General features: G+C 65.1%; 10 protein-coding genes. 7 read left to right on the top strand and 3 right to left on the bottom strand.

The window, feature by feature from the left end; genetic code table 11:
- The first annotated feature begins 166 nt into the window (after positions 1–166).
- A complete protein-coding gene (locus BLW56_RS10575; protein WP_143043430.1) occupies positions 167–1,114 on the top strand; it encodes a hypothetical protein in 948 nt (315 codons plus the stop codon).
- Between the two features lie 11 nt (positions 1,115–1,125).
- Positions 1,126–2,760 (top strand): ShlB/FhaC/HecB family hemolysin secretion/activation protein, encoded by a 1,635-nt coding sequence (locus BLW56_RS10570; protein WP_143043429.1) that lies wholly within the window; start codon positions 1,126–1,128, stop codon positions 2,758–2,760.
- On the opposite strand, the gene BLW56_RS10565 is transcribed toward BLW56_RS10570, so the two are convergent.
- Complete coding sequence (locus tag BLW56_RS10565; RefSeq protein ID WP_177175908.1) at positions 2,732–3,208, bottom strand: hemerythrin domain-containing protein; 477 nt, start codon at positions 3,206–3,208, stop codon at positions 2,732–2,734. The two genes, BLW56_RS10570 and BLW56_RS10565, sit on opposite strands and share 29 nt — an antisense overlap.
- A gap of 241 nt (positions 3,209–3,449) precedes the next feature.
- On the opposite strand from BLW56_RS10565, the gene BLW56_RS10560 reads away from it, so the two are divergent.
- Positions 3,450–4,616, top strand: a complete 1,167-nt coding sequence (locus BLW56_RS10560; RefSeq protein WP_093510451.1) for a PepSY-associated TM helix domain-containing protein — start codon at positions 3,450–3,452, stop codon at positions 4,614–4,616.
- Positions 4,613–4,792 (top strand): hypothetical protein, encoded by a 180-nt coding sequence (locus BLW56_RS10555; RefSeq protein WP_093510450.1) that lies wholly within the window; start codon positions 4,613–4,615, stop codon positions 4,790–4,792. The genes BLW56_RS10560 and BLW56_RS10555 overlap by 4 nt, the downstream gene beginning before the upstream one ends.
- A gap of 58 nt (positions 4,793–4,850) precedes the next feature.
- On the opposite strand, the gene BLW56_RS10550 is transcribed toward BLW56_RS10555, so the two are convergent.
- Positions 4,851–7,040, bottom strand: a complete 2,190-nt coding sequence (locus BLW56_RS10550; RefSeq protein ID WP_256203382.1) for a TonB-dependent siderophore receptor — start codon at positions 7,038–7,040, stop codon at positions 4,851–4,853.
- A gap of 152 nt (positions 7,041–7,192) precedes the next feature.
- Between BLW56_RS10550 and BLW56_RS10545 the strand changes: the two genes are divergently transcribed.
- Positions 7,193–8,194: a pyridoxamine 5-phosphate oxidase gene (locus tag BLW56_RS10545; protein WP_093510448.1), complete on the top strand. Its 1,002-nt coding sequence runs from the start codon at positions 7,193–7,195 to the stop codon at positions 8,192–8,194.
- A 374-nt stretch (positions 8,195–8,568) separates the two neighbouring features.
- Positions 8,569–11,244: a TonB-dependent receptor gene (locus BLW56_RS10540; RefSeq protein ID WP_093510447.1), complete on the top strand. Its 2,676-nt coding sequence runs from the start codon at positions 8,569–8,571 to the stop codon at positions 11,242–11,244.
- An 18-nt stretch (positions 11,245–11,262) separates the two neighbouring features.
- Here the strand turns inward: BLW56_RS10540 and BLW56_RS10535 are convergent, their stop codons facing one another.
- Entirely contained in the window at positions 11,263–12,123 is an 861-nt protein-coding gene (locus tag BLW56_RS10535; protein WP_093510446.1) for a helix-turn-helix domain-containing protein, read from the bottom strand.
- 121 nt (positions 12,124–12,244) lie between these two features.
- On the opposite strand from BLW56_RS10535, the gene BLW56_RS10530 reads away from it, so the two are divergent.
- On the top strand, positions 12,245–13,018 hold the full coding sequence (locus tag BLW56_RS10530) for an SDR family oxidoreductase (protein ID WP_093510445.1): 774 nt from the start codon (positions 12,245–12,247) through the stop codon (positions 13,016–13,018).
- The last annotated feature ends 28 nt before the right edge of the window (positions 13,019–13,046 follow it).

Raw genomic sequence — 13,046 nt, 5'->3', positions numbered from 1 at the left:
TAGTTAACTCTTTTGAACCGACTGTAAGAGATTCCGCGTTATCCAGATAAGTTACTGGTTTAGATAGTTAGTTAATGGCAATTAATTTCAACAACAAAGGGAACTTTTCAGTTCGTTCGAGAATCTGGGGGCTAGGGACCAGACCATGTACGGAAGGGGATATATTATGCCTTTGTCCTGTCTTGAATTCCGCCCAGCCCATCTCATCCTAATCCCGGCGTGCTTCGCGCTCGCGGCGTGCGAGTCATCGGGCAGTTACCGCGTGGGTAGCGTCGGTAGCGGCGGCACCTCTGGCACGGTCGGCCCGACGGGCGCTGCCGGGCCGACCGGCGCAACCGGCCCGGCGGGTCCGGCAGGCCCGGCCGGTAGCGGTCTTGGCCTTGGCGATGCCGGCGCACTCGCCGTTGGCGGCCTTGTCGGCCCGAGCGGCATTGCGGGAACCGGCCTTCTCGCCAACACCGGCGATCCCGCCGCCACCAATCCGGTGATCGGCAATGTGCTCGTGAAGACGGGCGGTCTCGTCAATGTCATCGCCGACAAGGGCCTGTTGCTCGCGAGCGCGGTCGATGGCAAAGTTCCCGGCAACACCAATCTGGTCGGCACCGTCGTCGGCGTCGTCAAAAGCACCGGCGTCGCACTCGTCCAGACGGGCAGCGGCCAGCAATATCTGGTCGACGGGCTCGCGGCTGCGCCGGGCCAGCTGATCACCGCGACGATCGGCAAAGCCACCGCAATCGGCAGCCCCAATGCCTCGCCGCTGATCGGCGCGAGCATATTGTCGCCCGGGCAGCAGAATGGCAGCCTGCTCACCGTCGGCGTCGGATCGGCGGGCCAGCTCGTCACGCTCCAGCCCGGAGCAGGCGGCAACCTGCTCGGCGGCGTCACCGGAGGCTTGACCGGCGGCACAACGGGTAGCCCGACCGGAACACCCATCACGCTCGTCAGCAACGTCGTCACCACAGCGACCGGCGCGCTTGCACAAGTGGGCGGCGGCGTCACCGGTGGCACAGCGGGCGGCGGCACGGCGGTCGATCCCGTCACCGGGCTCGTTACCGGCGTGACCGGCACCGTCGGGGGCGTCCTCGGCGGCCTGAAACCGAAACGCGGCAACTGAAGCCGCACCCGATGCGCCCATTGCGCAACGCCTGCATCGCGGCGGTGGCGGGAGCCCTGCTCCTCCCCGTCGCGGCGCTCGCGGCCCAACCCGCGGCGACGCCGCTCGACGGCCGCCCGCCCCTCGCCCCCGATCGCAGCCGCGACCCGCTTCCCGATCCCGAGGCAAAGCCTCTTTCGCTCGGCAAGGTCGAACTCGGCGCGCGACCCGATATCACCATCCGCGAAATCCGCTTCGTCGGCGCCGGCGTGCCCGCCAATGTCGGCCGCGCGGCGCAGCGCTTTGTCGGCAAGCCCGCATCGGCCGACAATCTGGCGAAACTCGCCGCGGCGATGACGCGCGCATATAACCGCTCCAGCGTCGCGCTTTTCACGCTCGTCATTCCCGAACAGGATCTGTCGGGCGGCGTCGTCACCGTCGCATCGGCCGAAGGCTATATCGGATCGGTGACGCTGAGCGGCGAGCGTGAGAGCGGCCCCGCCCCCCTCGTCGGGAAAATGGCCGGTGGGCTCGTGGGGCAGCGCCCGCTCCCGCGCGCCCGCTTCGAACGCGCGCTCGGCAACATCGCCGACATTCCCGGCGTCACCGTCACCCCTTCCCTGGCGCTCGGCGGCGCGCAGGGTGCTGTCGCGCTCGACCTCGCGGTTGACGCGAAGAAATCGACGATCGGGCTCGGCTTCACGACGCGCACCAGCCAATTCGTCAACGACGGCATCGTCGAGGCGAATGCCCGCGGTTCCAGCCTCATCCGCAGCGGCGACGAAACGCGGCTCACCGGCGCTGCGGCGGTAAACCTCAAATCCCTGCTCTATCTTGCCGCCAGCCATTCGACCCCGATCGGTGCCAGCGGCACACGCGCCGAACTGTCGGCCGCGGCGCTCCGCACCCGCCCCAAAGGGCTCGCGATCGATGGCGAGGCGTGGAGCGCGGGCTTCGGCGTCACCCATCCGCTGATCCGCGCGTCCCGGCGCAACCTGCTGGCCTCGGCGCGCATCGACTATCTCGATTCGAAAAACGCGCTCTTCGGTTCGACGATCGCGGCCGAAAAGACATGGACCGCAAGCGGGAGTCTCGCCTTCCGGCTCAGCGAGGAGCGCACCGTTGTCGGCGCGCGCGTCGGCGGCGCAAAAGGCCTCGACATCGCGGGTGCGCGCGTCGATCCCAGCGTCGGGGAGACCGGTTTTGCCTATGCCGACGCCAGCCTCGAGGCGAATCAGGTGATCGGCAAGGCGTTTGTCGCACGCGCCGCCGCAACGGGGCGCTGGACGCGCGACCGCCTGCCCGCCGCGCAGCGGTTCAGTGTCGGGGGCGCCACCTTCGGCCGCGCGTTCGAGGACGGGCTGGTCAACGGCGACCGGGGCTATGCGGCGTTCGGCGAACTGGCGTTGCGCCCGCTACGCCGCGGCAAGCTGGCGAAGAGCGAGATATACGGCTTCGTCGACTATGCCGACGTCACTTTGCTCGCGCGCACGGCAGTCCCGCGCACCGGTTTCGAACTCGGCAGTTGGGGCGGCGGCGTGCGTCTGGCCTATGCCGAAAACGCGACGATCGGCCTCGAACTCGCCGATCCGTGGAAACAGCCGGTTCCCGGATATGATCAGGATCTGCGCGTCGCGCTCAGCTGGAAATTGTCGCTTCGCCCATGATCAGGGGATCGAGCGTCGCGGTGGCGGCATGAAGCCTGTCGGCGAGGGGATAAAGCTCCCGCTCCTCGCGCTCGACCCGCGTCGCCAGCGCGCCGAATATCGCGATCGTTTCGCGGCAGAATTCCTCCCAGCGCGCCGCGACGCGCTCCGCGGTCCAAAGGTCGTCATAAGCGACATATTCTGCCGCAAGATCGCCCATTTCCAGTTCGAATTCCCGCGTGATGTGCATCAGGTCCGGGTCACCGGTCGCCCGCAGTCGTGGATAGAGGATCCAGTCCTCGCATTTCAGGTGGCGCACCAGCGTCTCGCGAAGCATGCCGCGCGCCGATGCCAGTTCGGTCAACTGCGCGGGACCGGGCGCTTGGAGCAAGTCTGTCACAATCCGCGCAAGCGCGATCAGTGCCGAATGTTCGGCGCGCAGTCGCTCCATTTCGCGGCTCAGAGGCATGATTGCTCCAGCGATACGAGCGGTCCCTCGATACCATTTTGAGGGCAGTCCGGATGGAATGCAAATCGATATTGAGAAAATCCGGAACATGCGAAGGCGTCCGTGCCGCGAGCGCGCTGGCCCGTATCAAGGTGTAGCTGGCCCGATCGATGGGATCGGCGCCGTGAACCGCCTTGTCAAAAGGGGGAGCACGCCATAGGACCGATCTTGAGAATTCATCGCAATAACAGCGGCCCATCATATGCAGCGATCGACCATCCGCGCATGGTTCCTCGTCCACAAATGGACGAGCATCATCTCCACCGCCTTCCTCCTGATGCTATGCGTCACCGGCCTGCCGCTGATCTTTCACGACGAAATCGACGCGCTGACCGAAGCGGCGCCGCAATATGGCCTGCCCGGGGTCGGCTCCTCGAGCGAAGCGCCGGGCCTCAGACCGCTCGACGAAATGCTGGCGAAGGCACTCGCCGCGCGACCGGGTGAGGTTCCGGTCTTCATGGCGTTCGACAACGACAATCCGTCGATGACCATCACCACCGCCCCCCGCCCCGGCTCGCCCGACAGCGAGATGACCATCCAGCTATGGGACCGCTCGACGGGCCTCGCGACCGGCGCGGTCGACGAAAGCGGCGTCATGCACTTCATTCTCCAGCTTCATACCGACATGTTTCTCGGCCTGCCGGGAATGCTCTTCCTCGGGCTGATGGGGCTGCTCTTCGTGATCGCGATCGTGTCGGGGATCGTGCTTTATACCCCCTTTATGCGCAAGCTCGACTTCGGCACCCTGCGCACCTCGCGCAGCCGCCGCGTCAAATGGCTCGACTATCACAATCTGCTCGGCATCGTCGCGCTCGCCTGGATGACCGTCGTCGGCGCGACCGGGGTGATCAACGCCTTCGCGACCCCGATCTTCGCGCAGTGGCAGACGACCGAACTCGCCGACATGGTGCGCGCCTATGATGGCAAGGGCGCGGTTCCGCCGTCGCGCTATGGCTCGATCGACAGGGCGATGGCGGCGGCGCGCCGGGCGGTCCCCGGCAACAACCCGCAGTTCATCGCCTTTCCCGGCGGGAACTTCAGCAGCAAGCATCATGTCGCCATCTTCTTTCAGGGCGCGACGCCGCTGACCGAGCGGTTGCTCACTCCGGCGCTCGTCGATGCCGAGACGGGCGAATTCACCGCCGCGCGCTCGATGCCCTGGTATGCGCAGGCGCTGTTCGTGTCGCAGCCGCTCCACTTCGGCGACTATGGCGGGCTGCCGCTGAAGATCCTGTGGGCTATCCTGACGCTCTTCACGATCATCGTCCTTGGCTCGGGCCTCTATCTCTGGCTAGGCAAACGCCGCGCCGGCACCGATGCGCTGGTGCGCGAGGTCGAGAGCGGCGGCCTGATAGCGCCCGCCGAATGAGAAAGCCGCATAGCCTGCGCCGGATTTTCGCCGTCCCGTTGACGCTGGCGCTGCTCAGCGTCGGCGGCCTCGTCATCGCGCTCACCGGCGACGGCTGGCGCGACGGCGCGGCATGGCTCGCGCTCGGCGTCCCGGTGCTCGCGGTCGGCTGGGCGATGAAGACGCGCCGCCGCTAGACGCAAAAAAGGGCCGCGAGGCTTGCCCCGCGACCCTTGATGATCCCGTGGACCGGGATCAGAAGCGCTTCGTCACCGTCGCGATGATCCGGCGCCCTTCGGCGAAGAAGCAATTGGCAAGGCCCGTGCAGCGGCCCGCATAACGCTTGTCGAAGAGATTGCTGCCGTTGACCGCAAAGCGCCAGCCCGGAAGGTCATAGTGCAGCGTCGCGTCGAACAGCGTCACCGCGGGGCTGGTGAAGGTCGCCGGAATGACGATCCCGCTCGGCGTCGTCACCGTCGCCCCCGGCAGCGCGACGACGCCGTTGCTGTTGCTGAGATGGCGCACGCCGACGCCGCCGCCTGCGCCGCTGCGATGCGTGTAGTCGACGAACAGCGACGCCTTGTGCCGCGGCTGCGCGGCAAGGCGTCCGCCGACTTCGGCCGGATTGTTGCTCTCGGTGACCTTCGCGTCGAGATAGGTGTAGGACGCGTTGATCGACAGCTGCTGGCGGATGCGCGCGACGACTTCGAGCTCCAGCCCCTTCGATGTGACTTCGCCCGTCTGGACCGAGAAGCCCGGATTGACCGTGTCCTGCGTCAGCACATTGCTCTGCCTGATGCGATAGATCGCGCCGGTCGCGAAGATCTTGAAATCATCGCTCATGTTGCGGCCGTCGAACTTGACCCCGGCCTCGATCTGCTTGCCCTCGCTCGGATCGAAGGCGCCGCCGCCGAACGTCTGGCCGACAAGCGGCTGGAACGAGGTGGCGTAGCTGATGTACGGCGCGATGCCGCTGTCGGTCACATAGGTCGCACCCGCGCGCCAGGTGAATTTCTTTTCCTTAACCTCGGGGAAGGCGGCGCCGGTCGCATAATTGTTGATCGTCATCCAGTCATGACGCCCCGACAGCGTCAGGATCAGATTGCCGATATGCGCCTGGTCCTGCAGATAGACGCCGGTCTGTTTCAGTCGCTGGTTGGTGAAATCGAACAGCGAGGTCGGCGCCGGGATCGGCGTGCTGCTGTACACCGGATTGAACAGGTCGATGCTCGTCGCCCCGAGGAAGGCGAACGCCGACTGCTCACGATAATTGCGATAGTCGAGACCCGCGAGGATATGATGCTCGATCGCACCGGTGCCGACCTCGGCATCGAAGCGCGAATCGACCGCGAATTGCTGCACATCGTCGGCGAAGGGGAAGTTCGACCGCGTCACGGTGCGGTTGTCGGCCGCCAGCCCGTTCGCATAAATGATCTGCTGATATTCGCTGTAATCGCTCCAGCGGGCGTTCTGTGTGAAGCGCAGCGCCGACGAGAAACGATGCGTGAACTCGTAGCCGAGGCTCCACTGCTCGCGGCGATAGAAGTTGTAATCGGGCTCACCGAGGTTGACCCCGCGCGGAACCTTGCCGAGCGGATTGGGCACGAGCACGCCGACCGCCGGAAGGAAGCCGTTGGTGTCGCCTTCGACGCGGTCCCACTGATAATAGCCGAGCGCGGTGATCTTGGTGTCGGGGCCGATGTCGAACGCCACCGCGGGCGCGACATAGGCGCGGCGCGCGGTCACGAAATCGGTCTGGCCGTCGCGGTCGCGGTACAGGCCCGTCAATCGCGCGGTGAGGCCGTTCGCCAGCTCGCCGGTGATCGTGCCTGCGGCCTGCTTGAAATCGTCGGTGCCATATTTCAGCTGGATTTCGCCGCTGGTGCGCGACGAGGGGCGGCGGCTGGTGAGGTTATAGATGCCGCCCGGCGGGGTCGTGCCGTACAGGACGCCTGCGGGCCCTTTCAAAATGTCGATCGCCTCGAAGCCATAGAGATCGACACCGACGTTCGAGATCGTCGAGCTGACCGGCGCCTGCAGCCCGTCGACATATTGGACGGGGATGAAGCCGCGCAGCGTCAGGAAGTCGAAACGCAGATCGGGGCCGTAATTTTCGCCGACGATGCCCGCAGTGTAACGCACCGCCTGCTGCACATCGACGAAGTTGAGCATGTCTATCTGGTCGCGCGAGATCACCGACACCGATTGGGGCGTCTCGATCAGCGGCGCGGTCGTCTTGCTCGCGGTGATCGCGCCCGAGGGGACGAAGCGGCGGGCAGTGACGACGATCGCCCCGTCGTCCTGCTTCACCGCCTCGACGCCGCCCTCTTCGGCAACTTCGGCTTCGGCGGCTGCGTCTTGCGCCCATGCAGCCGACGGCGCCCACGCGGCCCCGGCCATCAGCAACGCACAAGTGCGAAGGGCAAGCCCGGTGAATCTGCGCATTTCCATACCCCTTAAACTTGATCGGTCCTTTCGTTGCGGCTAAGGCAAATGCGAGTGATTTGCAATAAGCCTGCGATGAAGCAGCCCATCATTCAGGCCAAAAACCCGATTGATCGGGCCACGGCGGTGCAAAAAGCGAAGGGAAACGGGCGATGAGCGACATCGATAACATCGCGGGCCTCGAGGCTATTCTTGGCAAGGCACCCCCGGCGGTGAGTCTCAAGGTCATCGATCATGTCGATGCCACGGCGCGGCGCTGGCTTGCCGCGTCGCTGCTCATGTTCGCCGGGTTTGGCGACAGCGACGACATCGCGATCACACTCGGCGGCGGCGACGCGGGTTTCGCGGCGGCCGATGCTGCGACGCTGTCGGTGCCGCTCACGGCGCTCGACGATCCGGCGCTCGCGGTGCCGGGGACCAGCTTCGGCTCGCTCTTCCTTGTTCCCGGCATCGGCGAGACGCTGCGCATCAATGGCCGCGTCGCCGCCATCGACGGCGGTGCCGCGAAAATCGCGGTCGAGGAATGCTATGTTCACTGCGCCAAGGCACTGATCCGGTCAGGTTTCTGGTCTGCCACGCCGACGAACGCCGCCCCCGACGCTCCCCATGCTTTTGCCGCCGAAGCCTGCTTCATGGCGCTGGCGACGATGGATGCCGCGTGTAACGCCGACCTCAGCCCAAAGGGCGACCCTGCGGGCGCGATGGCGCATGTCACCGGCGACCAGCTCTGGTTCGCGGACCGCCCCGGCAACCGCCGCACCGACAGCTTCCGCAATCTCATCGTCCAGCCGCGCATCGCGGCGGCGATGCTGATTCCCGGTGCGTCGGCGGTCGCGATCGTGCGCGGTGCGGCGATGCTCACCGACGATGAAACCGCGCGCGCCAGCTTCGCGGTGCAGGGAAAGATACCGCTGCTCGCGACGCGCGTCGACAATGTAGACATCGCGATCCGCCCGAGCGCCGCACTCGCGCGCGCAAAGCTCTGGCCCGCCGCGGCCGCGCCGGCCGATATCAAACCCGCAAAAATGTTCGCCGAGCATGTCCGGCTCAACAAGGACAAGGGGATCGGCGCGCGCCTCGCCGGCGCCTTCGTCTCGGTGCCCGGGCTGATGCAGCGCGGGCTCGACAAGGATTACAAGGACAACCTCTACTGAGGGATCCTTGACGGACGCCCGCGCCCGCTCTCGACATTCGGCGTCGGAACATCGGACGCGCGGACGATCGACGATACCAAAGAGCTGATATCCCGCGCCGTCCGTTCCGGGCTCAGTGCCAGAGCCTGCTAGCGAGCCGCTACCCGGCGTCTTGCCCGCTCGCGCCGTCTTTCCGCCTTGCGGTCTGATCCCGCGGATGGGCGAACGCGCGCGCCTTTCATTACGATACCAATTAGATACCAAAATATTCCGTCTCCGAGATTTATCGCCCATTTATTGCGTAAAATGGCGCTTGACGTTTAAATTGGTATGTCTAATGTCCCCTAAAAATCAGAGCAATAATTGATTTTGGCATTTTTGGAGGGAGAATTAACATGACCAATGCAAGATATCTGCTTGCCTCGGCCAGCATTGGTACATTGCTTTTTGCCGCCAGCGCAGCCCACGCGCAGGCGCCAGCCCCGGCCGCCGCCGATACGGCGGAGAGCGAAATCGTCGTCACCGGCATCCGCGGGTCGCTCCGCGAAGCGATCGACGCGAAGCGCGATCTCGCGGTCATCGCCGATGTCGTCACCGCCGAAGATGTCGGCAAATTCCCCGACAAGAATGTCGCCGAGGCGCTCCAGCGCGTCCCCGGCATCGTCGTCAATCGCGAGTTCGGCGAGGGCGAGCGCGTCTCGCTCCGCGGCACCGCGCCGAACCTCACCAAGACCCTCCTCAACGGCCACAGCGTCGCGACCGCCGACTGGTTCATCCTCGATCAGGTCGCCTCGACGCGCAGCTTCAACTATCTGACCCTGCCCGCCGAAATCATCGGCCGCCTCGAAGTCTACAAAAGCCCGCAGGCCGATGTCGAGGAAGGCGGGGTCGGCGGCACGATCAACGTCATCACGCGCAATCCGCTCGACCTCGACCCGCTCACCCTCTCGGCCTCGGCACAGGCCGCCTATTCGGACCTGTCGGGTAAGGTCGACCCGCAGGTCTCGGGCCTCATCAGTTGGAAAAATGCAGACGAAACCTTCGGTGTCCTCGTCGGCGCCATCTATCAGAAGCGCCGCACGCGCCGCGACGGCCTCGAAATCTTCGGCTACCGCTCCTTCCCCGTCGGCGGCGGGCAGAGCGCGCTCGTCCCGACGCTGATCGGCTCGACGATGTTCGAACAGGACCGCGAGCGCTACGGCGCCAATGTCGGTATCCAGTTCCGTCCGTCGGACGAGCTCGAAATCAACATCACCGGCCTCTATTCGCGCTTCAACGCCGACAACTTCAACCAGAATTATATCGCCTGGGGCGAGCAGGCGCTCGCCGGCGGCGGCACGATCAGCAACGCCGTGGTCCGTGACGGCGTCGCGGTCTCGGGCAATATCGCTTCGGCGACCGGCGGCACGACGGGTTTCGGCGTCGTCTATGACGCGATCGACCGGCAGGCGGTCGCCAAGACCGTCTCGGCCGATTTCGACCTGACTTACCGACCGACCGACAGCCTCTCGGTCCATTTCAAGGCCGGCTGGACCAAGGCGAACGGCGACACGAGCAACGAGAATTTCATCGAATTCGCCGGCCCCGGCGCGTTCAGCTACGACCTCACCAGCGGCCGTCCCGAAGTCAGCTTCTCCAACCCCAACCCGCTCAACCCCTTGGGCATCCGTCCCGACTTCGCACGCATCCAGTCGGTGACTAACGACGATGAGGAGAAATATTTCTATCTCGACGTCGAAAAACAGGTCGAATGGGGTCCGCTCACCGCACTCAAATTCGGGGTCAAATATACCGACCATGATCGCGTCGCCGAACGTTTCGCGACCAACGGCGGCGTCTTCACCCCCGGCCTCCGCTGCAATGGCGCGCCGTGCACCTCGGCCGATTTCGCGACCGGCAGCGGCATGCCCGGCGACTTCCTCGACAATATCGCATCGCCCGGCACGCTCACCGACTACTGGCGCGTCGATCCCGCGAAGCTGCGCGCGATCTATGCCGCGTCGACCTCGCCGAGCAACGACCGCTTCCTCGTTCCCGGCAACACCTATTCGATCAACGAAAAGGCGTGGGGCGGCTACGGCCTCGCCAAATTCGGCGGCGAGGGCTGGCGCGGCAATGTCGGCGTGCGCGTGATCACCACCGACCAGACGTCGGACGGCTATATCATCGGCGGCGCCAACCCCGAGTTCACCAACCCGTTCGGGGGCTTCACCCCGTCGACCGCTAAGCGGTCGTACACCGACATCCTGCCCAGCGCGAACCTCTCGGTCGACCTCTCGCCGCAAGTCGTGCTGCGCTTCGCCGCGGGCAAGACGGTGACGCGCCCCGACTTCGTCGATATCACCCCCGGCGTCGACCTCAACGGCACGTTGCTCACCGGCCGCGGCGGCGATCCGAACCTCGACCCTTACCGCGCCAACCAGTATGACCTGTCGATCGAATGGTATCCCGACCGCGAGACGATCGTTGCGCTCGCCGCTTTCTACAAGGATATCCAGTCGTACATCGTCAACACGACCTCGACCGAAACCCTGCCGGGCGTGTTCGTGCCGGGGTCGCAGCCCGCAGGCTGCGTCGCGGCGGGCGGCGGCAATCCGAACCTGTTCAATTGCCCCTATCAGATCAACCGTCGCAGCAACGGCGACGGCGGACGCAACCAGGGCTTCGAATTCCAGGTGTCGCGCCCGATCTGGGGTGGCTTCGGCGCGGTGGTCAACTACACCTATTCGGACGCCAAGGCGAACAATGGCGACCCGATCCCGGGCAATTCGAAGCACTCGCTCAACCTGACGGGCTATTATGAGAATGACCTCGTCAGCGCACGACTCTCTTACAACTACCGGTCGAAATTCTTCATCGATATCGACCGCGCGGCACCGCTCAATCAGGCTGCGCTCTCGTCGCTCGATGCGTCGGTCAGCGTCAATATCACCGACAATATCGCGCTCACCGCCGACGCGATCAACCTGACCAACGAGAAGATCGAGCAATATTCGGGCACCCGCGACCGCCCGCGCGCGATCTATGACAATGGCCGCCAATTCTATGTCGGCGCGCGCCTCAAGTTCTAACGCGCCGAACCGCCCGCGCTATCGTGCTGCGGCACGATAGCGCGACGGCGGCACCCCGAAGCGCCGCGCAAAGGCGGTCGCGAAATGGCTTGGCGAGGCAAAGCCCGTCGCCAGCGCCACCTCGGTCATCGATTCCCCACCATACCACAGCCGCCGCGCCGCCTCGTCAAGACGCGCGCGCATCACATATTGCCAGGGCGACACGCCGAATGCGTTGCGAAAGGCGCCGGTGAAGCCCCGCTCATCCATCCCGACCAGCGCCGAAAGCGTGGCAAGGCTATGCTCCGCATCGAGCTGCCCGCGGATCGCGTCGACCAGCCGGTTGCGATCCGATGCCGACAACGCCCGCCGCACGGGCTGTGGATCGCGATGCCCATATCGATGAAACAGATGTCGCTCAAGCGCATCGCCGACCTCATGCGACGCCATCCGCGCCAGATCGTCATCCGTTTCGCGTAACAGCTCGAACAGCCGCGTCGCCGCGCCGAAGAGAAAATCGTCGCGATGCTGCACCCGCGCCACCAGTGGCGCATCGGCAAGCAGCGCCGTCGGAATGCTGAGTTCGACAAACTCCGCCCGCTCGCCCTGCGCGAGCGCGGCATAGCGGCATGCCGCCGGGATTATCCACACATCGCCGCGTGTCGGCAGCACCGGCCCCGACGGACCGACCGAAAATTCGCACTCCATCCGGTCTAGCTGCCCACCGAGATGGACGACGATCACATGATGATCTTCCTCGAAGGCCCAGTCGGTCGGCGAAGCCAGATTCTCGGTGGCGGCAAGCACGCCGAACCGGCCGATATGCGCCTGATGTCGCGCGACGACGTCGCGCCCCGATCGCGGTCTGATGCCATCCCAGACGGTTACGGCTTCGGTCAATCGCCCACCTTGCGAGCCCCACGACTCGTCCTGACAATTTTTGAAGGCTGCGCCGGAATTTGAAAGCGGACAAGCCGAAAGCGCCTTAGCCTTGGATAAACAACGACCAAGGAGACCAAATATGGCCGATCACAGCATCAAGGGTAAGACCGTCCTCATCGCGGGCGGGGGCAAGAATCTGGGGGGACTGGTCGCGCGCGACCTCGCCGAACAGGGCGCCAGGGCGATCGTCATCCATTACAACAGCGCCGCCTCGGCGGCCGAGACCGAGGAAACGCTCGCCGCAGTCCGCGCCGCGGGCGCCGAAGCCGTCGCCTTCCAGGCCGATCTCACGTCGGCCGCGTCCATGGAAAAGCTTTTTGCCGACACCATCGCCGCAATCGGCCGCCCCGATATCGCGATCAATACCGTCGGCAAGGTGCTGAAAAAGCCCTTCACCGAAATCAGCGAGGCCGAATATGACGAGATGACCGCCGTCAATTCGAAGACCGCCTTCTTCTTCCTGAAAGAGGCGGGCAAGCATGTGAACGACAATGGCAAGGTCTGCACGCTCGTCACATCCCTGCTCGGCGCCTACACGCCCTTTTATGCCGCCTATGCGGGGACCAAGGCGCCGGTCGAACATTTCACCCGCGCCGCATCGAAGGAGTTCGGCGCGCGCGGCATTTCGGTGACCGCGATCGGCCCGGGTCCGATGGACACGCCCTTCTTCTATCCCGCTGAAGAAGCCGATGCGCAGGCCTATCACAAGTCGGCCGCGGCGCTGTCCGCCTTCACGAAGACCGGGCTGACCGACATTCAGGATATCGTCCCGTGGATCCGCATGCTGGTGTCCGACGGCTGGTGGATGACCGGCCAGACGATCCTCGTCAACGGCGGCTACACGACCAAGTGACCCCTCCCCCGGTGGCCGTCCCTCCGGC

Source organism: Sphingopyxis sp. YR583 (assembly GCF_900108295.1).
GTDB lineage: Bacteria > Pseudomonadota > Alphaproteobacteria > Sphingomonadales > Sphingomonadaceae > Sphingopyxis.
This window is presented reverse-complemented; position numbering and strand designations above follow the sequence as displayed.

Bases quoted from the DNA above. Each gene is read 5' to 3' on its own strand.
- BLW56_RS10575 (WP_143043430.1), top strand. From the start codon at position 167: ATGCCTTTGTCCTGTCTTGAATTCCGCCCAGCCCATCTCATCCTAATC.
- BLW56_RS10570 (WP_143043429.1), top strand. From the start codon at position 1,126: ATGCGCCCATTGCGCAACGCCTGCATCGCGGCGGTGGCGGGAGCCCTG.
- BLW56_RS10565 (WP_177175908.1), bottom strand. From the start codon at position 3,208: ATGCCTCTGAGCCGCGAAATGGAGCGACTGCGCGCCGAACATTCGGCA.
- BLW56_RS10560 (WP_093510451.1), top strand. From the start codon at position 3,450: ATGCAGCGATCGACCATCCGCGCATGGTTCCTCGTCCACAAATGGACG.
- BLW56_RS10555 (WP_093510450.1), top strand. From the start codon at position 4,613: ATGAGAAAGCCGCATAGCCTGCGCCGGATTTTCGCCGTCCCGTTGACG.
- BLW56_RS10550 (WP_256203382.1), bottom strand. From the start codon at position 7,040: ATGCGCAGATTCACCGGGCTTGCCCTTCGCACTTGTGCGTTGCTGATG.
- BLW56_RS10545 (WP_093510448.1), top strand. From the start codon at position 7,193: ATGAGCGACATCGATAACATCGCGGGCCTCGAGGCTATTCTTGGCAAG.
- BLW56_RS10540 (WP_093510447.1), top strand. From the start codon at position 8,569: ATGACCAATGCAAGATATCTGCTTGCCTCGGCCAGCATTGGTACATTG.
- BLW56_RS10530 (WP_093510445.1), top strand. From the start codon at position 12,245: ATGGCCGATCACAGCATCAAGGGTAAGACCGTCCTCATCGCGGGCGGG.